Below are 22,664 nucleotides of genomic sequence, written 5' to 3' on the forward strand. Positions count from 1 at the left end.
CAGCGCGGGCATGGCCCCGCCCGCGCCCGCCATGGCCTGGCCCACCGGGTACGGCCCCGTCGACCAGAACGGGGCAGCCGTGGACGAGGCCCGTTTCGCCGGCCGGCTGCGCCTGGTCTATTTCGGCTATACACGCTGCCCCGACCTCTGCCCGACCGCCCTGATGACGGTGACGCAGGCCCTCGATGAATTGTCGCCGGCCCTGCTCGCCCGGCTGGCGCCGATCCTGGTCGCCGCCGATCCGGACCATGACGGCCCGGCCGTGCTCGCGGCCTATCTCGACACGTTCCACCCCGCCATCGTGGCGGTGACCGGCCCGGTAGCCTTCGTCGACGGCCTCGCCGCCGCCTATGCCGCACCGCCGATCCGGCGCCACGACGGGGTGGTCGATCACCCGGTCGAGTTCTTCCTCGTCGGCCCGACGGGAGGGGTGATGGCGCGGATCCCGACCACGACCGCCCCGGATGCGCTGGCCGAGACCCTCCGGATCGCGCTCGCCCGCCAGGATGTGGTCCGGCACGGGCTCGCCCGGTAAGATCGCGTCGCCCTGCTGCGCTGCATTGCACAGAAGGTCTTCGCACCGCACCAAGCAGACAGGCGATCATGAACCCGTGAACGGGAGCAAAGCGGGTTGACGCGACCACGGTCTCGGCTACTCATAGTGAAAATCATAAGAACATAAGAACGAGTCCTCCGGGAGGAACGATGGATCGCGCGAAACGGCGCGCGCAGAGCGTCGAGCATGGGCTTGACCGGCGCAGCGTGGTGTTGGGAGTCGTGGCATGCTGTGCGGCGGGGGGCGCCGCCTGGGCGGGACCGGAGGAGACGCTGCCGCAGAAGGGCGATCGCCTCGTGCTCGGCGACGGCGCCAAGGCCGGTGAGCCGGTCACGCTGGATGCCCTGCCGGTCGGCGGCGACCTCGTCGAGGCGGTGGCGGTCGATCCGCAAGGGGTCCGGCGCGAGGGGTCGCGCTTTGCCAAGATCATCCTGGTGCGGGTGGCGCCCGACCAGGTCGCCGAGGACCAGCGCGCCCACGCGGTCGACGGGGTCGTGGCGCTCTCGGCCATCTGCACCCATCAGGGCTGCACCATCTCCGGCTGGAGCCATGAGACGCAGCGCCTGAGCTGCTTCTGCCACCATTCCGAGTTCCTGCCGGCCCAGGGCGGCCGGGTCGCCAAGGGGCCGGCGCGCAAGCGCCTGCCGGTGCTGCCGCTCGCCAAGGGCGAGGGCGGCACGCTGATGGTGGCCGGCGGCTTCATCGGCAAGCCGGGGCCGGGCCCCGCCTGACCGGAAGCAGGGCGGCGCACGCGCCGCCTGTCCTCACAAGACGACGACAGAGACCCGTGCAGCAACGACGCGGGTCCGGACAATCAACCGGGATCGAGGAAACGCCGGGCCGGCCCCCGCCTGCCCCTGGCTTTGAGGAGAGCAGCATGACACGTCTCGTTCGGGCCAGGGGCTGGCTCGCCGCGGTCGCGCCCTGCGCCGTGGCCCTCGCGCTCGCCGCCGCGCCGGCGAAGGCCGACCCAACCGGCAAGGTCGACTACAAGCCGGTTACCGACCAGCGGCTGGCCAACCCCGAGCCGGAGAACTGGCTGCAATACCGGGGCAACTACCAGAGCTGGGGCTATTCCCCCCTCGACCAGATCACCGCGAAGAACGTCACCAAGCTCGTTCCGGCCTGGAGCCTGTCGACCGGCGTGAGCGAGGGCCACCAGGCCCCGCCGATCGTCAACAACGGCGTGATGTTCGTCACCACGCCGCAGGCCCAGGTGATGGCGATCAATGCCCGCACCGGCGAGATCCTGTGGCGCTACCAGAAGGAATTGCCGCCGGAACTGTCGCAACTGCACCCGACCAACCGCGGCGTCGGCCTCTACGGCGACAGCGTCTACATGACCACCACCGATGCCTGCGTGGTCGCGCTCGGCGCCACCACCGGCAAGGTGAAGTGGGAGAAATGCGTCGCCCCGTGGCAGGACGGCTACTACATGACGCTCTCGCCGCTGGTGGCGAAGGGCAAGGTCGTGGTCGGCGTCTCCGGCGGCGAGTACGGCGTGCGCGGCTTCATCACCGCGCTCGATGCCGAAACCGGCAACGAGGCCTGGAAGACCTACACCGTGGCCGGCCCCGGCGACCCGGCGGCCGATACCTGGAAGGGCGATTCCTGGAAGACCGGCGGCGGCTCGGTCTGGATTCAGGGCAGCTACGATCCGGCGGCCAACCTCGCCTATTTCGGCACCGGCAACGGCGGCCCGTGGACGCCGGATGCGCGGCCGGGCGACAACCTCTACACCTCGTCGGTCGTGGCGCTCGATCTCGACAGCGGTAAGATCAAGGGCCACCACCAGTATCACTGGAACGACGCCTGGGACTGGGACGAGGTCTCGGCGCCGGTGCTGATCGACATCGAGCGCGACGGCAAGAAGATCCCGGCCGCGATCCATGCCGGCCGCAACGGCTATCTCTGGACGCTCGAGCGCAGCAAGGACGGCCCGCTGAGCTTCGTCGAGGCTAAGCCGTTCGTCTACCAGAACGTCTTCTCGTCCCTCGATCCGAAGACGGGCCGTCCCGCTTACGACCAGTCGAAGATCCCGGGCATCAACAGGCGCGCCGCCTTCTGCCCCGGCCTGTGGGGCGGCAAGGACTGGCCGCCGGAGGCCTACAACCCGAAGACCGGGCTGTTCTACATTCCCTCGAACGACAACCTGTGCTCGGAACTCGCCGGCGCCCAGGCCGGGACGCGCAAGCCCGGCGAGCTCTATATCGGCATCCCGATCGACGAGGTGCTGAACTCGCTGCGCCTGCGCGACGGCGTCGACAAGTCGAAGCCCTTCGCCATCGGGGCGATCCAGGCCTGGGACCCGAAGACCGGCAAGAAGGCCTGGCAGCACGACTTCCAGGATTCGGCCAATTGGGGGCCGCTGCTCACCACCGGCAGCGGGCTGATCTTCGCCGGCGGCACCAGCGACCGCAAGTTTCGGGCGCTGGACGGCACCACCGGCAAGGTGCTGTGGGAGACCCGGCTCAATTCCGGCGTGACCGGCGTGCCGTCGAGCTACATGGTCGACGGGATCCAGTACGTCGCGGTCCAGGCCGGCTGGGGCGTCGATGCCGAGCGCATGCTGACCGGCATCAACGCGCTCATCCCCGAGGAGCGCCGGGTCAGCGTCCTGCCGCAGGGCGGGGTGATCTGGGTCTTCCGGGTCATGGGCGAGGAGGCGGCGGCCAAATGAGGCTCCGCCTGGCCGCTCTCGGTCTCGCCGCCGCCCTCGCGGCGGCGTCCCTGCCCGGCGCGGCGCGGGCGCAGGGCCCGGCGCCGGCGAGCGCCACACCGCAGGGGGCGACAAGCCCCCTCCCCGCCCAAGCGGACGCCCTCGTCGCCTACGTGACGAAGGCCATGACCGACCACGACGTCACCGCCTTCGAGCGGCTGGTGAACTGGACCGGCACCCGGGCGCAGCGGAAGCGCCTGACGCTCTACCAGATCCGCTCCGGCTTCGGCCGGCCGATCAAGACGGCGATCCTGGAGCCGATGCCGGCGGACGGCCTGGCGGAGGCGACGTCCCGCGGCACGCTCAAGGCCAACATGGCGGTCACCGAGCGGCTGCGCGTGGTGTTCGACGAGCCCCCGGTGGAAGGCGACGCCGCGCCCACCAGCGTGTTCCTGGTCGGCCGCGAGGCCGGCGCCTACCGCATCGCCCTCCTGGTTCCGACCGGGCCGCCGCGCGGCAAGTGAGGCGCCGGACCACCGAACCGGACGGCGGTGCCCGCTCGGGGGGATACGGGAGAGGCCCGAACGACACGCCCCGCCGCCGACCCGTCTCGGCGGCGGGGCGCCGGTGTCGGGGGCGGAGGGCCGGGCCGACCCTCAGGCGGCCCGCACGGTGGCGAGGAAGCGGTCGACCTCGGCCGAGAGCTGGTCGGACTGGCGCGACAGGTCGGACGCCGAGGCGAGCACCTGCGCGGCGGCCGCGCCGGTCTCGCCCGAGGCCTGCGCCACGCCGGCGATGTTGGCCGTGACCTCCCCGGTGCCGGCCGCGGCCTGCACGACGTTGCGGGCGATCTCCTGGGTCGCCGCGCTCTGCTCCTCGACCGCGGCGGCGACGGCCGTCGCGCCGGCATCGATCTCCCGGATGCGATCGGTGATCGCCTCGATGGCCGCGGCGGCCTGGAGGGTGACGTCCCGGATCTCGCCGATCTGGCCGCCGATCTCGTCGGTCGCCCTGGCGGTCTGGTTGGCGAGTTCCTTGACTTCCGCCGCGACGACCGCGAAGCCGCGGCCGGCCTCGCCCGCCCGGGCCGCCTCGATCGTGGCGTTGAGCGCGAGCAGGTTGGTCTGAGCGGCGATGGTCGAGATGAGCCCGACCATGTCGCCGATCCGGCTCGAGGCGGCGCTCATCGCCTGGACGAGGCGGGCGGTCTGGTCGGCCTCGCGGACGGCGCCCTGCGCCTGGCTCGCGGAATGATGAACCTGACGGCCGATCTCCCGGATCGAGGCGCCGAGTTCCTCGGCGGCGACCGACACCGTGGCGACGTTCGCCGCCGCCTGCTCGGCGGCCGCGGCGGCGGCCGTCGATTGTCCGGCCGTCTGCGCCGCCGCCGCCGTCATCGATTGGGCAGTCGCCTGCAGCTGGGTGGACGAGGACGAGACGACGCCGACCACGCCGCCGATCGCGGCCTCGAAGCGGTCGGCCATCTCGCGCATGGTGAACCGGCGCTGCTCCTCGGCCGAGGCGCGGGCGAGCGCGGTCTCCTCCTCGAGCTGGCGCGTGCGGATCAGGTTCTCCTTGAACACCTGGACCGAGGCCGCCATGGAGCCGATCTCGTCCCTCCGGCCGAGGCCCGGGACGGCATGGCTTGTATCGCCCGACGCGAGTTCCCGCATCGTCGCGGTGATCGCCGAGAGCGGGGCGAGGACGCCGCGCAAGGTCGTGACGAGGGCGAACACGACCGCCGCGAGCCCGATGGCCAGGATGCCGGCGCCGATCATCCGGTTCAGCCGGTAGGTCTCGGCGAACCTGTCGTAGAGCTTGCCCGCCTCGCTGATCTGGATGTCGACGAGCTGCGAGATGCGATCGCTGACGGGGTCGATTGACTGGTACAGGCGCGTCCTGACGAAGGCATCGAGCGCCGCCTGGTCGCCCGATCGCAGGATCGCCAGGAGATCGGAGACGCTCCCGTCGGCGGCCGCCATGGTGCCCTGCGCCTGTTCGGCGAGGCGTCGCTCGCTGTCGGGCATGGCGGTGAGCATGTAGCGCGGCCAGGTCTTGGCGACGCGCGCCTCCGCCTCCACCACCGAGGCGATGCCGGCCTGCCAGGAGATGTTCCCGTTCCGGACCTTGTGCGCCGTATCGACGATGTTCACCGCATACATGTCGGCGATGACCTTGAGATCGCGGGCCGGGACGACACGGTCCCTGTACATCTCGTTCGTGGCCTGGTTGGCGACGCTCGATGCGTACCAGCCGATCGCGGCCATCAAACCGATGGCGGCGAACAACGCCGTGAGGGCTGCCAGGAGACGGGCACGGATCGATTTCATGGCTGGAACAGGCCCCGAAAGCTTATTATGACGAGATTTTACCGACGGTACGACGAAGGATTTAACCCTGGGTAAATGCGCGGATACTGGGTCATCCCATGTCTCCGCGGTGCCACAAAGTCTTACGACTTGCCCTACGCAAAATCCGTCCGGAAGATCAATTTCCTAAAACGGGATCGCCTGAAGGCACAAGTCGCCACGTTCCGCCGGAGGCCCCAAAGGATCGAAGGAGCGGTCGGGGGACAGTGACGCGTCGCATCGTCCAGGATGACGACGCGACACGAATGGCGACAGCGGCTTTCGCGCCGACGACAGAGGCGGCCCTTGACCGCGGGCCTCCCGGCGGCGCAAGCGTATGGAAATATAGTTCCACGCCGGAGGATTCACCGATGGACTTCACGCTCTCCCCGCGCATCGAGGAGTACCGCGCCCGCATCGCGGCCTTCGTCGAGAGCGAGATCCTGCCCGTCGAGGCCGACCGCAGCACCTGGGACGAGCACGAGAATATCGGTCCCGAGGCGCTCTCGGCGTTGCGCGCCAAGGCCAAGGCCGCCGGCCTGTGGTGCCTCCAGCTGAAGCCCGAGACCGGCGGCCAGGGCCTCGGCAAGGTCGGGATGGCGGCCTGCTACACCGAGATGAACCGCTCGATCTTCGGGCCGGTGGTGTTCAACTCCGCCGCCCCCGACGACGGCAACATGATGGTGCTTGAGGCGCTCGGGACCCCGGAGCAGAAGGCGCGCTGGCTCGAGCCCATCGTCTCGGGCAAGGTCCGCTCGGCCTTCGCGATGACCGAGCCGCATCCCGGCGGCGGCTCCGACCCGTCGATGATCAGGACCCGCGCCGAGCGCCAGCCGGACGGTTCCTGGCGGATCACCGGGCGCAAGTGGTACATCACCGGCGCCGAGGACGCGGCCCACTTCATCCTGATCGCCCGCACCTCGGACGATCCGCGCTACGGCCTCACCGCCTTCCTGTTCCACCGCGACCAGCCGGGCTGGGAGATCGTCCGCCGCATCCCGATCATGGGACCGGAGGAGCATGGCGGCCATTGCGAGCTCGCCTTCGACGGCCTCACCATCAAGCCCGAGGACGTGCTCGGCGGCGAGGGCAAGGGCCTGAAGGTGACGCAGGTCCGCCTCGGGCCCGCCCGCCTGACGCACTGCATGCGCTGGCTCGGGCTGGCCGGCCGCTGCGTCGAGATCGCGCAGAACTATGCGGCGGTCCGCGAGGGGTTCGGCATCCGGCTCGCCGACCGCGAGAGCGTGCAACTGATGCTCGGCGGGCTCGCGATGGACATCGAGATCGGCCGCCTCCTGGTGATGCGCGCCGCCTGGGAACTCGAACAGGGCCGATTCGCCCGGAAGGAGGTGTCGATGGCGAAGGTCCACGTCGCCAACACCCTGCACCGGGCCGCCGATATCGGTATCCAGATCAACGGCGCCCGCGGCTATTCCAAGGACACGGTGCTGGAATGGATCTACCGCTACGCCCGCCAGGCGCGGCTGGTCGACGGCGCCGACGAGGTCCACCGCATGGTGCTGAACCGCCACCTCGAATCGGAGGGGCGCGGCTTCTTCGCCTGGCCGACCGCCGAGGCGTGACGCCCAAGGTCTGAGAACTCCCCGAAGCGGGGACCTGCTAAGGCTCTCCGCTCCTTCATTCCGGTCCGAGTCGCCCGATGCCCGCCCTCCATCCCGACGTCCAGGCCCTGCTGGCGATGCTGCGCGCCGCCAACGCGCAGCCCCTCGAGGCTTTGCCGCCCGAGGCGGCCCGGCGCGGCTACCTGGCCGGGCGCCGGGCGCTGCAACCGCCGCCGGACCCGGTCGCCGAGATCCGCGACCTCGCCGCGCCCTCGCCGACCGGGCCGGTGCCGCTCCGGCTCTATCGCGGCGAGGGCACGGAGCCGGGCACGCCGCTCCCCTGCCTCCTCTACCTGCATGGCGGCGGCTGGGTGCTCGGCAACATCGATTCGCATGACTGGATCTGCCGGCGGCTCGCCAACCTGACCCGCGCCTGCGTGGTCTCGGTCGATTACCGGCTCGCCCCCGAGCACCCCTTCCCGGCGGCAGTCGAGGATGCAGGCGTCGCGCTCGCCTTCGTGGCCGAGCGGGCGGAGGGTCTGGGCATCGATCCGGGCCGCCTCGCGGTCGGCGGCGACAGTGCCGGCGGCAACCTCGCGGCGGTTCTGGCGCTGATGGGCCGGGACGGCACCTTGCCGCAGACGGCGATGCAGGTGCTGCTCTACCCCTCTGTCGATCTCGGCCTGACCAGCGAGGGATTCGAGCGCATCACCGAGGGCCAGCCCCTCACCGCCGGCACGATGCGCTACTTCGTCGACCATTACGCGCCCGAGCCGCGCGACCGGACGGACTGGCGCGCCTCCCCGGCCCGTGCCGCGAGCCTCGCCGGCACGGCGCCGGCCCTGGTGGTGACCTGCGGCCACGACCCGCTCTGCGAGGAGGGCAAAGCCTACGCCCACCGCCTGGAGCGCGAGGGCGTGCCGGTCACGGCGCTCCACCTCTCCGACCAGACCCACGGCATCCTGACCATGAGCCGCCTGGTGCGGACCTCCGCGACGGTGCTGAGCTTCGTCGCCGCGGCGCTGCTGGAGCGCTGGAGCCTGGGCGGGCCGGAGGGCGGACGCGGGCGGTAGGCGCGTCGCTCCGCCCTCCATCGAAGACAGCTGACGCGACCGTCCGTGACGGGGCGCCGGCCTTCGCTTTACACGATCCGATCCCGGTAGCGCTCGGGCGCCACCCAGCAGGTGTCCCGCCGGCCGAACAGGCGGTAGCGGTTGCGCGCGACGAGACGATAGACGGGATCGCGCAAGGCGGCCGGGACGATCCGGAAGACCCGTGCCAGGCTCCAGGGAAACCCGAGGGTCTCGTAGATGGCGAGGACGGCATCGCTGTCCCGGCGCATCCGGTCGCCGTCGACGACGAGGAGGCTCGCCGGGTCGTCCGGGTCCAGGCCGTGCCGCCGGTAGAGCGACCGGCCGACCTCGCTCTGCATCGAGGCCAGGCGGAAGGTCGCGTCGCGATCCCGCTCGATCACGAAGCGGGCATTGGCCGAACACAGCACGCATTCGGCATCGAACAGGATGATGGGACCGGAGGACGCCGACATCGTCATGCGGCGAGCCTAGCCGATCGGCGGGGCGCACGAGAAGCCCGCGCGTCACTCCGCCTTGGGGGAACCGCGCTTGGCAGCACTCCTGGCGGCGGGCTTGCGGCGGGGCTGGCGGCCGGCTCGGGGTCGGGGGTGGGCTCCGGCTCGCGCATCGGCTCGGGGCCGCGCGCCTCGCGGGTGATCATCTCCACCATGCTCTGCGGCAGGCGGACGAAATGGCCGGTGCCGTGGCCGGACCGGTCGAGGATCTCGGCGAAGACGGGCTTGTGCGGCTCGTGCCCGGCCTCGCCCAGCGCGCAGGGGCGGCGCGGCAGGGCGCTCAGCTTCGCGGCGAGTTCCTTCGGCACCAGTGCGTTCACGCCTCACCCTCCCATCGGCCGGACAGGGAGAGATGTAGGACCCGCAGGGTTAACGATCGGCTGCCGCCCGGCTCTGAGCGGCGTCTGGACCCGGGACGGGAGCACCCGTGAAGGCTCGGGCGCCCGTGAAGGCGCCGTAGGAGCGGCGCAGGAGGTCGCCGTCGAGGTCGTGGCCGATCAGCACCAGGCGGGTGCGGGCGGTGCCGTCGGGCCAGGCGGGCAGGTGCCGGGGCGGATGGACGAGGTGCTGCACGCCCTGGATCACCACCGGCGTGTCCGCGCCCTCGACCGCCACCAGGCCCTTGAGGCGCAGGATCCGCTCGCCGTGCCGGTGGAGCAGCATCCCGAGCCAGAGCCCGAACCGGGTCCAGTCCACCGGCCCGCTCTCGATCAGCACCGCCCCGACCGGGCCGTGCGGCGGCGCCGTGACCTCGGCGCAGAGCCAGCGCCGGGCGCTCCCCTCGCCCGTCGGGTCGTCGGTGAGCAGGGCCGCCTCCGGCTCGTCGTCGAGGGTGAGATCCGTGACCGGCGCGACGGGATTGAGGGCGGCTAGCCGCGCGCGCAGGGACGCGACGACCGCGGGCTCCGCCAGGTCGGTCTTCGACAGGACCAGCCGGTCGGCGCAGGCCGCCTGCCGGATCGCCTCCTCGTGGGCGTCGAGGGTGCGGGCACCGTTCACCGCATCGACCACCGTGACGATGCTCCCCACCGCGAAGGCGTGGCGCAGGATCGGATCGGCCACCAGGGTGGCGACGGCCGGGCCCGGATCGGCGAGGCCGGTGGTCTCGATCACCACCCGGCGGAAATCCGGCACCAGGCCGCGCCGGCGGCGGTCGTGCAGGTCGACGAGCGCCGCCTTCAGGTCGCCGCGGATGCTGCAGCAGACGCAGCCGCCGCGCAGGAGCGCGACCTCGCCCTCCAGCGGCTCGACCAGGAGATGATCGAGCCCGACCTCGCCGAACTCGTTGATCAGCACCGCGGAGTCGCGCAAGGCCGGCCAGCGCAGCAGGCGGGCAAGCAGCGCGGTCTTGCCGGCGCCGAGGAAGCCGGTGAGCAGGGTGACGGGGGTCACGCCGTCTCCTCGAGCGCCGCGATCACCGCCGGATCGAGGGGATCGCAGGCGCGACCGGCCAGGCGCTCCGCCGCCGGCCACAGCGCGCCGAGATGGTCGACCACGGTGCTGCGCCCGGTACGGCCCGAGAGCGTGTAGCGGTCGGCCCAGGCCGCGAGGCGCAAGGAGTAGAGGCCGAGCACCCGGTTGGCGGCCGACGCCCTCGCCCGCCGCTCGGCCTGCGGGGTGCCCCGCCGGACGCCGTCGCTCCAATGGTCGGGCGCCCCGAAGGCGCCGCACAGGCCGCACATCGGACCGGGCTCCCGGGGCTCAGGATTCCGGCCGCGCCGTGCCCTCGAACGGGAAGCGCTTGGCAAAGTCCTCGGCGATCGTCTCCATCGTCACGAAGCGCACGCCGTCATGGGCCTTGAAGTGCGCGAACAGCCGCTCGTGCATCTGGAGCACGTGCGGCTTGCCCGAGACGTCCGGATGGATGGTGATCGGAAAGACGGCATAGTCGTAGTTGGCGTAGACCCAGTCGAACTGGTCGCGCCACATCTGCTCGATGTCGCGCGGGTTGACGAAGCCGTGGCTGTTGGGCGCCGCCTTGACGAACATCATCGGCGGCAGGTCGTCGAGGTTCCAGGAGGCGGGGATCTCGATCAGCCGGGTCTCGGTGCCGTGCTCGAACGGCCGCATCCAGGTCGAGGGATGTTGCGCGTAGTCGATCTTGGTCCAGGCTTCGCCGACCCGCACGTAGTAGGGGTGGTGGTCGTTGTGCATCAGCGAGTGATCGTAGCGGATGCCCTTCTTCTGCAGGAGCTCGTTGGTCTTCTGGCCGAATTCCCACCAGGGCGCGACGTAGCCCCGCGGCGGCTTCCCGGCGAGGTCGGTGATCAGCCCGACGCACTTGTCGAAGATCGCCTCCTCCTGCTCGGGCGTCATCGCGATCGGGTTCTCGTGGCTGTAGCCGTGCATCCCGATCTCGTGGCCGGCCGCCGCCACGGCCTTCATCTCCTCGGGAAACGTCTCGATCGAGTGGCCGGGGATGAACCAGGTCGTCTGGATGCCCCAGCGGGCGAACATCCGCAGGAGCCGTGGCGCCCCGACCTTGCCGGCGAACACGCCGCGGGAAATGTCGCAGGGACTGTCCTCGCCGCCATACGACCCGAGCCAACCCGCCACCGCGTCGACGTCGACGCCGTAGGACACGAAGATCTCTTTCGCCATTCCGGTCTCCCCGCCTGCGAGGTCATCTGACAACCGGCGAGGCCCGGGGGTCAAGCCGCGCGATCGCGAGCCGCAGGATGACGGCCGCGCTTCGACGAAACCGGTTGACCGCGCCCCGCCAAATCCGTAGATCGTTGGCCACCGGAGACGTGGCCGAGCGGCTGAAGGCACTCGTTTGCTAAATGAGCAAGCCCCGAAAGGGGCTTCGAGGGTTCGAATCCCTCCGTCTCCGCCACCTGTGGCCGATGCCATAGGATAGGCGGTAATAAGCTGAAGTTCAGGGATCTTGCGCCTCACCTTCACCTTTTAAAGGTGCTGCGTTTGCTGTCTCGTATCAATGCAGCGAAACAGCTTTCCCCGGACATATCGTGTCGCTGCGTTCTCGCGCCGAGGACGCCTCACGCCGCCGCGAGGCGAGCCGGGCCGAACGGTGCCTCCGGCACGAACGGGGTCTCGCCCGACATCGCCTCGGCCAGGAGGCGGCCGCTCGCTGGGCCGAGGGTGAAGCCCTGGTGACCGTGGCCGAACTGGAACCACAGGCCCCGATGGCGCGGCGCCGGCCCGACGACCGGCAGCATGTCGGGCATGCAGGGCCGGATACCGGACCAGGGCGCGTTCTCGCGCGGCGCGCCGAGATCGAGAAGGTCGCGCGCCGCGGCCTCGGCGCGGGCGAGCTGGACCGGACCGGTCGCCGCCTCGGGCGACGCCAGCTCTGCGCCGGTGGTGACGCGCAGGCCCGCGGCCATCGGGGCGAGGACATATCCGTTCTCGGCGTCGAGCAGCGGGGCCTCCAGCGTCCGGGCGCTGCGCCAGTGCCGGTGGTAGCCGCGTTTCTCCACCATCGCGATCCGGTAGCCGAACCGGCGTAAGGCAGCGGGCGACCAGGGGCCCAGCGCCACCACCCCGGCCTCGGCCTCGACCGTCCCGTCCGCACTCCGCACGCTCCACCCCCGCCTGGTGGGCGCCAGGCTGTCCGCCTCGCCCCGGAGCAGGGTCCCGCCGCGCCGGACGAACAGGGCGGCATAGGCCGAGACGAGGGCGCCGGGATCCCGCACGGACCACGGATCCTCCCAGTGGATCGCGCCCGCGCCGGCCTGCTTCAGCGCCGGCTCGGCCGCGGCCAGCTCCGCCGGCGAGAGCGTCCGCACGCGCAGGCCGTGGCGCGCGCCCAGCCGCTCGGCGTCCGCCGCGGCCGCATCCATCGCCCGTTGCCCGCGATGGAGGATGCGAAAGCCGGTCCGGCGGACGAGGTCGGCGGTGCCCGCCGCCTCGATCAGCGCCGCGTGCTCGGGGGCAGCCTGCGCGATCAGCGTCGCGTAGGCGCGCGAGGCCGCCGCGTGGCGGCGGGGGGACGAGTGCCACCAGTAGCGCAGGAGCGGCCCGAGATGGCGGGGCAGGTGGCGCAGCTCGTAATGGACGTCGTTGCTGCGGCCGGTGGCGATCGCCCAGAGCGTCGCCCGGTCGCGGGGCATGGCGTAGGGCTCGACCGCCTCGCTCTGGATGATGCCGGCATTGCCGTAGCTCGTCTCGCGCCCCGGCTCGCCCCGGTCGACGAGGACGACCGACCAGCCGCGCTGCTGCAGGTGGAGGGCGGTGCCCATGCCGGCCATGCCGGCACCCAGAACGATCGCGCTGCGCAAAGCTCTCACCGCCTCGGGAGTGTGGAGGATGTCCGGTCCCGTCGCGCCCTGACGGGACGCGGCCACGATACGCGGGATGTGCGAGGGTGCAATGGCAAGCCGGGCTTCGACCGACCCGGCTCCCGCCTCTCCGCATGCCTGTCCGGGACGGCCCCGGCGGCGGACAGAAAAAAGGCCGCCCTTGCGAGGCGGCCCGAAGTCTAGGGAGGAAACGCCCAAGAAGGGCAGCACCGCCGCGACGCCATCGCCGCGGTGCGTGAAATCGTTTTCACACGCGGCGGCGCAGGGAGCAAGCGGGTCGGTGACGGGGCCGCCATGCGCCGGCTACATGACGCGGACGGTCCCTCCCCGTCAGGCCCGCCGCTTGCGCTGGCCGAGCGCGGCGAGTGTCGGCTCCGCGGCGAGCAGGGTGCGGGTGTAGTCCTGGCGCGGATGGTCGAGGACTTCCCGCACCGTCCCGGTCTCGACCAGGCGCCCGGCCTGCATCACCCCGACCCGGTCGGCGATCTCGTCGACGACCCCGATATTGTGGGTGATGAACAGGACGGTCAGGCCGTGGCGGTCGCGCAGGGAGAGGATCAGGCGCAGGATCTGGGCCTGGATCGACAGGTCGAGGGCCGAGACCGCCTCGTCGGCGACGACGAGCTTGGGGTTGGTGATGAGTGCCCGGGCGATGGCGATGCGCTGGCGCTGGCCGCCGGAGAATTCGTGCGGATAGCGCTCGGCGGCCTGTGCCGGCAGCCCGACATCCTCGAGCGCCCGGGCGACCAGGGACTGGCGGTCGCGGCCCCGCGGCGCGTCGTCGAGGAGGTGCAGCGGCTCGGCGACGATGCGGCCGACCGAGTGGCGCGGGTTGAGCGAGCCGTAGGGGTCCTGGAACACCATCTGGAAGTCGCGGCGCTTGCGCGCGAGCGCCTTCGGCGACAGGGCGAACAGGTCGTCGCCGCACAGCCGCACGGTGCCGCCGGTCGGCCGGTCGAGGGCCATGACGATCCGCGCCAGGGTGGACTTGCCGCAGCCCGATTCGCCGACCACCGCGACGATGCTGCCGGCCTCGACCGCGAGGCTGACGCCGTCGACCGCGCGCAGAGTCCGCGTCGTGCCGCCCTTGCCCCGGAGCGCGTAGTCGCGGGTCAGGTTCTCGATCGACAGGAGCGGGCCGCTCATCGGGGCCCTCCCGCGGCGAGAGGGGGTGGCTCGGTCAGGCCGGCCCGGGCCCGGCGCGGCAGGGCCGCGATCAGGTCGCGGGTGTACTGCGCGCCCGGGCGGCGCAACACCGCCTCGGTCGGCCCCTCCTCGACGGCCCGGCCGCGGCACATCACCAGGGTCCTGTCGGTGCTGCGGGCGATCACCCCGAGATCGTGGCTGATGAGGATCAGCGACAGGCCGAGATCGGCCACCAGCTCGTCGAGGATGTCCAGGATTTCCTTCTGCACCGTCACGTCCAGCGCCGTGGTCGGCTCGTCGGCGATCAGGAGGTCCGGCTCGAGGGCCAGGGCGATGGCGATGCCGACGCGCTGGCGCTGGCCGCCGGACATCTCGTGGGGATAGCTGTCGATGCGCCGCGTGGAATCGGGGATCCGCACCCGGTCGAGGAGGCGAAGGGACTCGGCCCGCGCCTCGGCGCGGCCGATGCCGCGGTGCAGGCGGAGGCCTTCCGCGATCTGCTGGCCCGCCGTCATCGCGGGGTTCAGCGCCGTCATCGGCTCCTGGAAGATCATGCCGATGCGCCGGCCCCGCAAGGCGCACAGCTCCCTCTCGCCCATGGCGAGGATATCCTTGCCCTCCAGCAGGATCTCGCCGGAGGTGCGGGCGCTCTTCGGCAGGAGCCCGATGGTGGCGAGCGACAGCATCGACTTGCCGGAGCCCGATTCGCCGACGATGCCGAGGCTTTCGCCGCGGGCGACCGCGACCGAGACGTCGTCGACGACGCGGACCGGGCCGTCGCGTCCCGGAAAGGCGATGGAGAGGTTGCGGATCGCGAGCATCAGGAAATTTGCATCAGGAGGCTTGCCGGCGGCGCGGATCGAGGCGGGCGGCGAGCCCGTCGCCCAGGAGGTTGAGGCCGAGCACCGCCGCCGCGATGGCGAGGCCGGGGGCGAGGGCGAGATGCGGCGCCTGGACGAGGTAGGTCTGGGACTCCGCCAGCATCCGCCCCCAGGTCGGGGCCGGCGGCGGCAGGCCGAGCCCGAGGAAGCTCAGGCCCGCCTCGGTCAGGATCGCCATGGCGAGCTGGATCGTCACCTGGACGATGACCTGGCCCGAGATGTTCGGCAGGACGTGCTCGCCCGTGATCCGCGCCGTGCCCTTGCCGGCCATGCGGGCGGCCATGATGTAGTCCCGCGCCCAGATCTGCATCGCCGCGCCGCGGGTGACCCGGGCGAAGACCGGGATCATGAACACCCCGATGGCGACGATGGCCGTGAGGGCCCCGGGCCCGAGCAGCGCGCCGAGCATGATCGCCGACAGGATCGGCGGCAGGGCGAAGAGCGCGTCGCAGATCCGCATCAGGACCGCGTCGAGCGTGTGGTTCGCCGCCGCGGCGACCCCCGCCAGCGTGCCGAGCACCGCCCCGACCGCCACCGCCGCGAACGCGGTGGTGAGCGAGTTGAAGGCGCCGCGCATCAGCATCGACGCGACGTCGCGCCCGAGATGGTCGGTGCCGAGGAGCCCGGAGACCAGGGGCCCCTTCAGCTTCTGGAGGATGCGCATCCGGGCCGGGTCCTCGGGGGTCCAGGCCAGGGAGAGGAGCGCGATCCCGATCAGGCAGGCGGTCAGGATTCCGCCGACGGTGAGCGCGAGGCTGCCGGGGCGCCAGCCGCGCCGGGCCCGCAACGCAAGAACCGTCATGCGTGCCTCCGCAGGCGGGGATCGACGACCGTGTAGAGCAGGTCGACCCCGAGATTGACCACGATGACGATGGTGGCGAAGACCATCACGACGTTCTGGATCACGATCAGGTCGCGCTGCGCCAGCGCCTGCCAAGCGAGCCGGCCCATGCCGGGCAGGGTGAACACGTTCTCGACCAGCACCGCGCCGCCGATCAGGAACGAGATCTGGAGGCCCAGCATGGTGATGACCGGAACGAGCGCGTTCGGCACCGCGTGGCGCCACAGGGCGCGGGAGACCGAGGCGCCCTTGGCCCGGGCGGTGCGGACGAAATCCTCGTTCATCACCTCGACCACCGAGGCCCGCGTCACCCGGGTCAGCACCGCCGATTGCGGGATGGCGAGCGCCAGAGCGGGCAGCAGCAGGGCGCGTAAGCCTGCGCCGGGGACGCCCCAGCCCGGAAAGCCTCCGGCCGGCAGCCAGCCGAGGCCGAGCGCCACCACCATGACGAGCAGGAGCCCGATCCAGAAATTCGGCACCGCGATGCCCGCTTGCGCATAGAGGGTGGCGGCGCCGTCCGCCACGCCGCCGGGCCGGGCCGCCGCGGTGACCCCGAGCGGCAGCGCGATGCCGACGGCGAGCAGCACCGCGAGCCCGGTGAGCGGCAGCGTCACCGCCAGCCGCTCCCGGATCAGCCCGCCCACCGGCACGCCGTAGGTATAGGACATCCCCATGTCGCCGGTGAGGAGCCCGCCGAGCCAGCGCAGGTAGCGGAGCACGGCCGGGGCATCGAGCCCCATCTGGGCGCGGAGCGCCGCCAGCGTCTCCGGTGTCGCCGAGGTGCCGAGCATCGCCGAGGCCGGGTCTCCCGGCACGATCTCCATCATGCAGAAGACCAGGATGGAGATCAGCAGGAAGGTGATCGCGAAGCCGGCGGCGCGGCGGAGGAGGTGCCTCAGCATGAAGTGGGGGTCTCGGACGTGATGTGGCGCGCTTTTCCCCTCCCCCTTGTGGGGAGGGGTCAGGGGTGGGGGTGGTGCCGCGTAAAGCTTAGCGGTTTATCCGGCGCCACCCCCACCTCCGGCTCCTCCCCACAAGGGGGAGGAGAGAGTGCCCTACTCCGTCCACCGCACCTCGGTCAGGTCGTTCGACGGCACCGGCTCGTTCTTCCAGAACCCCGTCAGCTTGGCCCGCCACACGCTGAGCTTCGGCAGCACGAACAGGAACAGGGCCGGCACGTCCTCGGCCAGGATCTCTTGCGCCTCGCCGTAGAGCTTCAGCCGCGCCGCCTCGTCGGTGGAGGCGGCGGCCTTCGCCACCACGTCGTTGAAGGCCGGGTTCCTGTAGCCGAAGTAATACGGGTCGTTGGAATAGATCGCGATGTCCATCGGCTCGGCGTGCGCGATGACCGTCATGTCGAACTTGCGGTCGCGCATCACCTCCTGCACCCACTTGGCCGGGAACTCGGTGGGAACGATGGTCATCGTCACGCCGACCTCCGAGAACATCGCCTGGAGGATTTCCGCCGTGCGGGTGGCGTAGGCCATCTGCGGCGACTTGAAGCTGAAGGTCAGGCCCTTGGCGTAGCCGGCCTCGGCCAGCAGCGCCTTCGCCTTCTTGGGATCGTAGGGGTAGATTCCCGTCAGGTCCCTGTAGCCCGGATCGTTGGGCGTGTAGTGGCTGCCGATGGCCGCGCCGTAGCCCGAATAGGCGCCCTCGATCAGGAGCTTGCGGTCCACCGCCATCATCAGCGCCTGGCGCACGCGCTTGTCGCTAAAGGGCTTTTCGGCGTTGTTCATGCCGGCCACGACCTTCATCTCGGTCAGGCCCGGCTCGGCGGTGAAGGCCTTGTCCTTCTGGAAGGCACTATAAAGCTCCGGCGCCGGCAGCAGCGGGTAGGCATCGACGTCGCCGGCGCGAAGCGCCGCCGCGGCGGCCTGGGGATCGCCGATGAAGCGGAAGGTCACCTTGTCGAGATGGACCGGGCGGGCCTTGTCCCAATAGTCGGGATTGCGGGCCAGCTCGACCCGGTCGCCCTTGCGCCAGGAGGCGAAGCGGAACGGCCCGGTGCCGACCGGATTGCTCTTCAGTCCGTCGCGCGATTTCGGCTCGACCATCACCGCCGCCGGCTGGCCGAGCCAGAACAGCAGGTTGCCGGAGGATTTCGACAGGGTGAGGACCAGGGTCTGCGGGTCCGGCGCCGCCGCCTCGGCGATGACCGCGTAGAGCGCCTTCTGCGGGTTGACCGAGCCCGGCGCCCGGATCGCGTCGAGGGAGAACTTCGCGGTGCCGGCGTCGAACGCCTCGCCGTTGTGGAACGTCACCCCGGTCTGGAGCGCGAAGGTGTAGGTCAGGCCGTCGGGCGAGACGGTCCAGCTCTTCGCCAGCTGCGGCTGCACCTTGCCGTCGCGGTCGATCCGGGTCAGGCCCTGGAACACGTTCTGCCACACCACTTGGCCGATCACCGTCGGGGCGGCGCTGGTCGGGTCGAGGCCCGGGGGCTCCACCGGCATGCCGAGGACGAGGTCGGTGCGCGGCGCCGCCTGGGCGAAGCCCGGCAGCGCGAGGGCCGCCATCAGGGCCCCTGCCAGGACGTGGCGGCGTGAGGAGCGCGTGCGAAGAACCATGGAACCCCTCGGATTGGCGTGGAACCGGCCGTCTTGTGTCGTGCGGCTCGATGCTGCCGCCAGGAGATCAGGATTTTTGGTGTGGCCGCAACAGCGATCTGGTGCGCACCCCGTAGCCGAAACCGCTACACCTCGGCCTCTGCGCAGAAATCCGGCATGTGATGCTCCAGAACCGCCACCAGCTTCTCGGCGGCGAAGGAGAGCGGCCGGTCGCGCAGGTGCGACAGGTCGAGATGGGTGCGGATGCTCAGCTCCCGGAACGGCCGCGCCACCAGCGTTCCGGCGGCCGCGTCGCGCCGCACGCTGAAGGGCGGCAGGACCAGCACCGCCCGGCCGGTTCGGGCCAGTTCCAGCTGCACCTCGAGGGCGCTGGTGGTGAAGACCGGATCGAGGGCGGGCAGGCCCGCCTCCCGCATCTGCGCGTCGAGGGCCTGGCGCACCCCGAAGGCGGCGTCCGGCACCGCCACCGGATGGGCGAGCAGGTCGCGCGGGCCGACCTGCAGGCGGTCGGCGAGGGGGTGGTCCGGCGCCATCACGGCGGCGTGGTCGACCGGGACGCGGACGCGCACGAAGGTCTCGGTGCGCGGCGGCGTGAACAGGGTGACGGCGAGGTCCGCCTCCCCGTCGGCGAGCGCCTGCATGCTGCGCCCGACGCTCGCGACCACGACCTCGAAGCGCACGTCCGGATAGGTCGCGGAGAACTCCGCCAGCGCCGGCACCAGCAGCCCCGAGGCCGCCGCCCCGCTGGCATAGACCGTCACCCGCCCGGCCCGCAGGCCCTTCAGGTCGTCGATCAGGGTGCGGACGTGGTCGAGCTCGCGCAGCGAGCGGGCCGAGCGGGCGGCCAGCAGCTCGCCGGCGGCGGTGAGCCGGATCCCGGTCGGATCGCGCTCCACCAGCGGCGCGCCGAAATGGTATTCGAGGTTCTCGATCTGCCGGCTGATCGCCGTCGGCGCGATGCCGAGCTTCTCCGCCGCCCGCCGCATCGAGCCGTGCCGGGCGAGCTCGTTGAAGTAGATCAGGGCCCGCAGCTGCACGTCACGCACCGTCCTGGCGGTCGCAAGGCCTTCGGAGCGGCCTGCCGCACGGGAGTACGGCGCGGCGGGGGCGGCGTCCATGCCCGCCGGCGCAGCCGCGCGGCCGCCTCGGTTCCGCCGCCTCGGTTCCGTCCTGCCCCCCGGCATGGTAGCGAGGCCGCGTCCATTCTCGCACGCAAGCCCGTTCCCCGCATGAATCCCATCTTCGCCGACCTGCCGACCACCGTGTTCGAGGTGATGTCGGCGCTCGCCCGCGAGACCGGCGCCGTCAATCTCGGCCAGGGGTTTCCGGACGATCCGGGCCCGGCGGATGTGCGCGCCAAGGCCGCCGAGGCGGTGGTCGAGGGCTGGAACCAGTACCCGCCGATGATGGGGCTGCCGGAGCTGCGCCGGGGGATCGCCCATCACTACGCCCGCTGGCAGGGGCTCGACCTCGATCCCGACACCGAGGTGATGGTGACCTCGGGTGCCACCGAGGCCCTGGCCGGGGCGCTCATGGCGTTGATCGAGCCCGGCGACGAGGTCGTGCTGTTCGAGCCGATGTACGACGCCTACCTGCCGCTGGTGCGCCGGGCCGGCGGCGTGCCGCGCTTCGTCACCCTGACGCCGCCGCATTTCCGGCTGACCGAGGAGGCGCTCTCCGCCGCCTTCTCGCCGCGCACGAAGGTCGTGCTCCTCAACAATCCGCTCAATCCCGCCGCCACGGTCTTCCCGGACGAGGACCTGGAACGGCTCGCCGGCTTCTGCCGGAGATACGATGCCATCGCGCTCTGCGACGAGGTCTGGGAGCACGTCGTGTTCGACGGGCGGCGCCATCGGCCGCTGATGGCGTTTCCGGGCATGCGCGAGCGCACGGTGAAGATCGGCTCGGCCGGCAAGATCTTCTCGCTCACCGGTTGGAAGGTCGGCTTCGTGATGGCGGCCCCTTCTCTGATGCGGGGGCTCGCCAAGGCGCACCAGTTCCTCACCTTCACCACGCCGCCGAACCTCCAGGCGGCGGTGGCCTACGGGCTCGCCAAGGACGACGCCTATTTCGAGGGCATGCGCGCCGACTTCGCCCGGGCCCGGGACCGCTTTGCGAGCGGCCTGACGGATCTCGGATTCAGCGTGCTACCGTCGGCCGGCACCTACTTCCTCAACCTCGACATCGCGCCCCTGGGCGAGAGCGACGACGTCGCCTTCTGCGAGCGGCTGGTGCGGCGACACGGCGTCGCGGCCATCCCCGTCAGCGCCTTCTACGCTCACCGCCCGGTACGCACCATCGTGCGGTTCTGCTTCGCCAAGCGCGACGACACCCTCGACCGTGCCTTGGAGCGGCTGCGCGGGCTCGCACCGGGACGCGCGGCCTGATGCGGGCCCTCCTTGTCGAGCCGGGGCGCCGGGGCCACATCCCGGCTCATGAGCACCACGCACCCGCTCCGGAGCCCCGGGATGACCTCTTCGCAGACGGCCGGCCGCGTTCCGCCCTTCGGGGCGGGGTCCTTCGGCGCCGGAGCCGAGTTCCAGTCGGGCGGCCCCACGAACGGCCCTTCCCCGCAGGACGACCCGTTCGGCCTGCGGGCCAAGGCCGGCAAGGCGCTCGAGGGCTCGACGCCCGAGCAGGTCATGGCGCGGCTGGACCTGCTGGCGCATGTCCTCGACACGGCGATCCTGCTGCCGGGCAACCGGCGCATCGGCCTCGACGCGATCGTCGGCCTGATCCCGGTGATCGGCGACGTGGTCACCACGGCGATCTCCTCCTACATCGTCTGGGAGGCGCGTCGCCTCGGCGCGCCGCGCTGGCTCATCGCCCGCATGGCGGCGAACGTGGCGATCGACGGCTTGGTAGGTGCGGTGCCGCTGGTGGGCGACCTGTTCGACGCCGCCTTCAAGGCCAATCGCCGCAACGTCCAGTTGCTGCGCCGGCACCTGGAGCGCAGCGGCGCGCTGAAGCCCAGCGTGATCGACGTCACCGCCACGCGCCTCGACTGATTGTGACCACCCGGCCGGGGGACGCCGCATGAACCAGCGCCCCCCTGCCCCGGAACTCGACGCGATCCCCGTGACCTCCCCGGCAACGGGCCCGGTGAGCCTGCCGCTCCCGGGGTCCGCCGGCACCGGACGCCTGTCGCCGCTCAACCGGCGGCGGCTCGCGAACTTCAAGGCCAACCGGCGCGGCTACTGGTCGTTCCTGCTGTTCTGCCTGATGTTCGTGACGAGCCTGTGCGCCGAGTTCATCGCCAACGACCGGCCGATCGTCGCCTCTTACAAGGGCGAGATCCTGTTCCCCATCGTGGTCGATTATCCGGAGGAGAAGTTCGGCGGCTTCCTCGCCCGCACCGATTATCGCGACCCGGTGATCGGCAAGGAGATCGCCGCGAACGGCTGGGCGATCTGGCCGCCGATCCGCTTCTCCTACGACACCCACAACCTCGACCTTCCGGTGCCGGCGCCTGCCCCGCCGACCTGGATGCTCACCGACGCCCAGTGCAAGGCGGTGGCCGAGAAGTCCGGCGGCGCGACCTGCCGCGACATCGAGTGGAACTGGCTCGGCACCGACGACCAGGGTCGCGACGTGGTCGCCCGGCTGATCTACGGCTTCCGCCTCTCGGTGCTGTTCGGCCTCACCCTGGCGCTGGTCTCCTCGGTGATCGGGGTGCTCGCCGGCGCGGTGCAGGGCTATTTCGGCGGCTGGGTCGACCTCGTGTTCCAGCGCGTCATCGAGATCTGGACGGCGATCCCGTCGCTCTACCTGCTCATCATCATCTCGTCGATCATCACGCCGAGCTTCTTCGTCCTCCTCGGGATCCTCCTGCTGTTCTCCTGGGTCTCGCTGGTCGGGGTGGTCCGGGCGGAATTCCTGCGGGCGCGCAACTTCGAATACGTGCGGGCCGCGCGGGCGCTCGGGCTCTCCAACGCCCGCATCATGTTCCGCCACCTCCTGCCCAACGCCATGGTGGCGACGCTGACCTTCCTGCCCTTCGTGCTGAACGGCTCGATCACCACCCTCACCTCTCTCGACTTCCTCGGCTTCGGCCTCCCCCCGGTTCGCCGTCGCTCGGCGAGATGCTGGCGCAGGGAAAGACCAACCTGCAGGCGCCGTGGCTCGGGCTGACGGGCTTCGCGGTGATCGCCGTCACGCTGAGCCTGCTGATCTTTGCCGGTGAAGCGGTGCGGGATGCGTTCGATCCGAGGAAGACGTTCCGGTGAAGGTTGGTTGACGGAGGGAGTCCGTCCG

The 22,664-nt window shown here is 71.2% G+C and carries 21 protein-coding genes, 1 tRNA gene and 1 pseudogene; 10 read left to right on the forward strand and 13 right to left on the reverse strand.

From position 1 onward, the window contains the following. Positions 1-10 precede the first annotated feature (10 nt). From F1D61_RS01320 to F1D61_RS01335, 4 genes are all read left to right on the forward strand, one after another. The gene (locus F1D61_RS01320) at positions 11-535 is read left to right on the forward strand and encodes an SCO family protein (RefSeq protein ID WP_203156184.1); all 525 of its coding nucleotides are present in this window, start codon (positions 11-13) and stop codon (positions 533-535) included. A gap of 170 nt (positions 536-705) precedes the next feature. Then, positions 706-1,287 (forward strand): ubiquinol-cytochrome c reductase iron-sulfur subunit, encoded by a 582-nt coding sequence (locus F1D61_RS01325; RefSeq protein ID WP_203156185.1) that lies wholly within the window; start codon positions 706-708, stop codon positions 1,285-1,287. 146 nt (positions 1,288-1,433) lie between these two features. Further along, entirely contained in the window at positions 1,434-3,236 is a 1,803-nt protein-coding gene (locus F1D61_RS01330; RefSeq protein WP_203156186.1) for a PQQ-dependent dehydrogenase, methanol/ethanol family, read from the forward strand. Next, positions 3,233-3,739: a hypothetical protein gene (locus F1D61_RS01335; protein WP_203156187.1), complete on the forward strand. Its 507-nt coding sequence runs from the start codon at positions 3,233-3,235 to the stop codon at positions 3,737-3,739. The genes F1D61_RS01330 and F1D61_RS01335 overlap by 4 nt, the downstream gene beginning before the upstream one ends. A gap of 132 nt (positions 3,740-3,871) precedes the next feature. On the opposite strand, the gene F1D61_RS01340 is transcribed toward F1D61_RS01335, so the two are convergent. Further along, positions 3,872-5,545 (reverse strand): methyl-accepting chemotaxis protein, encoded by a 1,674-nt coding sequence (locus tag F1D61_RS01340; protein WP_203156188.1) that lies wholly within the window; start codon positions 5,543-5,545, stop codon positions 3,872-3,874. 389 nt (positions 5,546-5,934) lie between these two features. On the opposite strand from F1D61_RS01340, the gene F1D61_RS01345 reads away from it, so the two are divergent. After that, a complete protein-coding gene (locus tag F1D61_RS01345; protein WP_203156189.1) occupies positions 5,935-7,146 on the forward strand; it encodes an acyl-CoA dehydrogenase family protein in 1,212 nt (403 codons plus the stop codon). Between the two features lie 77 nt (positions 7,147-7,223). Continuing rightward, the gene (locus tag F1D61_RS01350; RefSeq protein ID WP_203156190.1) at positions 7,224-8,198 is read left to right on the forward strand and encodes an alpha/beta hydrolase; all 975 of its coding nucleotides are present in this window, start codon (positions 7,224-7,226) and stop codon (positions 8,196-8,198) included. A gap of 68 nt (positions 8,199-8,266) precedes the next feature. On the opposite strand, the gene F1D61_RS01355 is transcribed toward F1D61_RS01350, so the two are convergent. From F1D61_RS01355 to F1D61_RS01375, 5 genes are read right to left on the reverse strand one after another with little or no spacing between them, the layout of a single operon-like run. Then, positions 8,267-8,677, reverse strand: coding sequence for a thiol-disulfide oxidoreductase DCC family protein (locus F1D61_RS01355; RefSeq protein ID WP_203156191.1), 411 nt, complete (start codon positions 8,675-8,677; stop codon positions 8,267-8,269). Beyond that, positions 8,674-9,033 (reverse strand): hypothetical protein, encoded by a 360-nt coding sequence (locus F1D61_RS33775; RefSeq protein ID WP_246775668.1) that lies wholly within the window; start codon positions 9,031-9,033, stop codon positions 8,674-8,676. Before F1D61_RS33775 ends, F1D61_RS01355 begins: the two co-directional genes overlap by 4 nt. A 49-nt stretch (positions 9,034-9,082) precedes the next feature. Continuing rightward, positions 9,083-10,105 (reverse strand): CobW family GTP-binding protein, encoded by a 1,023-nt coding sequence (locus F1D61_RS01365; protein WP_203156192.1) that lies wholly within the window; start codon positions 10,103-10,105, stop codon positions 9,083-9,085. Next, positions 10,102-10,395 carry a hypothetical protein gene (locus tag F1D61_RS01370; protein WP_203156193.1) on the reverse strand — a complete coding sequence of 98 codons (294 nt, stop codon included), beginning with the start codon at positions 10,393-10,395 and terminating at the stop codon, positions 10,102-10,104. Before F1D61_RS01370 ends, F1D61_RS01365 begins: the two co-directional genes overlap by 4 nt. Before the next feature lie 19 nt (positions 10,396-10,414). Continuing rightward, on the reverse strand, positions 10,415-11,314 hold the full coding sequence (locus F1D61_RS01375) for a polysaccharide deacetylase family protein (RefSeq protein ID WP_203156194.1): 900 nt from the start codon (positions 11,312-11,314) through the stop codon (positions 10,415-10,417). A gap of 143 nt (positions 11,315-11,457) precedes the next feature. Here F1D61_RS01375 and F1D61_RS01380 point away from each other — a divergent pair. Further along, positions 11,458-11,549: transfer RNA gene (locus F1D61_RS01380), tRNA-Ser, on the forward strand. Between the two features lie 163 nt (positions 11,550-11,712). Here the strand turns inward: F1D61_RS01380 and F1D61_RS01385 are convergent. From F1D61_RS01385 to F1D61_RS01415, 7 genes are all read right to left on the reverse strand, one after another. Then, complete coding sequence (locus F1D61_RS01385; protein ID WP_203158867.1) at positions 11,713-12,954, reverse strand: NAD(P)/FAD-dependent oxidoreductase; 1,242 nt, start codon at positions 12,952-12,954, stop codon at positions 11,713-11,715. Positions 12,955-13,305: 351 nt separating this feature from the next. Continuing rightward, positions 13,306-14,121 (reverse strand): ATP-binding cassette domain-containing protein, encoded by an 816-nt coding sequence (locus F1D61_RS01390; protein ID WP_203156195.1) that lies wholly within the window; start codon positions 14,119-14,121, stop codon positions 13,306-13,308. Then, on the reverse strand, positions 14,118-14,942 hold the full coding sequence (locus tag F1D61_RS01395) for an ATP-binding cassette domain-containing protein (RefSeq protein WP_203156196.1): 825 nt from the start codon (positions 14,940-14,942) through the stop codon (positions 14,118-14,120). Before F1D61_RS01395 ends, F1D61_RS01390 begins: the two co-directional genes overlap by 4 nt. Positions 14,943-14,955: 13 nt before the next feature. Continuing rightward, positions 14,956-15,804 carry an ABC transporter permease gene (locus F1D61_RS01400; RefSeq protein WP_203156197.1) on the reverse strand — a complete coding sequence of 283 codons (849 nt, stop codon included), beginning with the start codon at positions 15,802-15,804 and terminating at the stop codon, positions 14,956-14,958. Then, on the reverse strand, positions 15,801-16,745 hold the full coding sequence (locus F1D61_RS01405) for an ABC transporter permease (protein ID WP_203156198.1): 945 nt from the start codon (positions 16,743-16,745) through the stop codon (positions 15,801-15,803). The genes F1D61_RS01400 and F1D61_RS01405 overlap by 4 nt, the downstream gene beginning before the upstream one ends. 153 nt (positions 16,746-16,898) lie before the next feature. Further along, a complete protein-coding gene (locus tag F1D61_RS01410; RefSeq protein WP_203156199.1) occupies positions 16,899-18,410 on the reverse strand; it encodes an ABC transporter substrate-binding protein in 1,512 nt (503 codons plus the stop codon). 125 nt (positions 18,411-18,535) lie between these two features. Beyond that, the gene (locus F1D61_RS01415; protein WP_203156200.1) at positions 18,536-19,447 is read right to left on the reverse strand and encodes a LysR family transcriptional regulator; all 912 of its coding nucleotides are present in this window, start codon (positions 19,445-19,447) and stop codon (positions 18,536-18,538) included. Between the two features lie 192 nt (positions 19,448-19,639). Here F1D61_RS01415 and F1D61_RS01420 point away from each other — a divergent pair, with 192 nt between their 5' ends. From F1D61_RS01420 to F1D61_RS01430, 3 genes and pseudogenes are all read left to right on the forward strand, one after another. Then, positions 19,640-20,797 carry an aminotransferase gene (locus F1D61_RS01420; protein ID WP_203156201.1) on the forward strand — a complete coding sequence of 386 codons (1,158 nt, stop codon included), beginning with the start codon at positions 19,640-19,642 and terminating at the stop codon, positions 20,795-20,797. An 81-nt stretch (positions 20,798-20,878) separates the two neighbouring features. Continuing rightward, complete coding sequence (locus tag F1D61_RS01425; RefSeq protein ID WP_348649414.1) at positions 20,879-21,418, forward strand: DUF4112 domain-containing protein; 540 nt, start codon at positions 20,879-20,881, stop codon at positions 21,416-21,418. 28 nt (positions 21,419-21,446) lie between these two features. Beyond that, positions 21,447-22,636: pseudogene (locus tag F1D61_RS01430) on the forward strand (ABC transporter permease). Positions 22,637-22,664: the final 28 nt, after the last annotated feature.

The organism is Methylobacterium aquaticum, assembly GCF_016804325.1.
Taxonomy (GTDB): domain Bacteria; phylum Pseudomonadota; class Alphaproteobacteria; order Rhizobiales; family Beijerinckiaceae; genus Methylobacterium; species Methylobacterium aquaticum_C.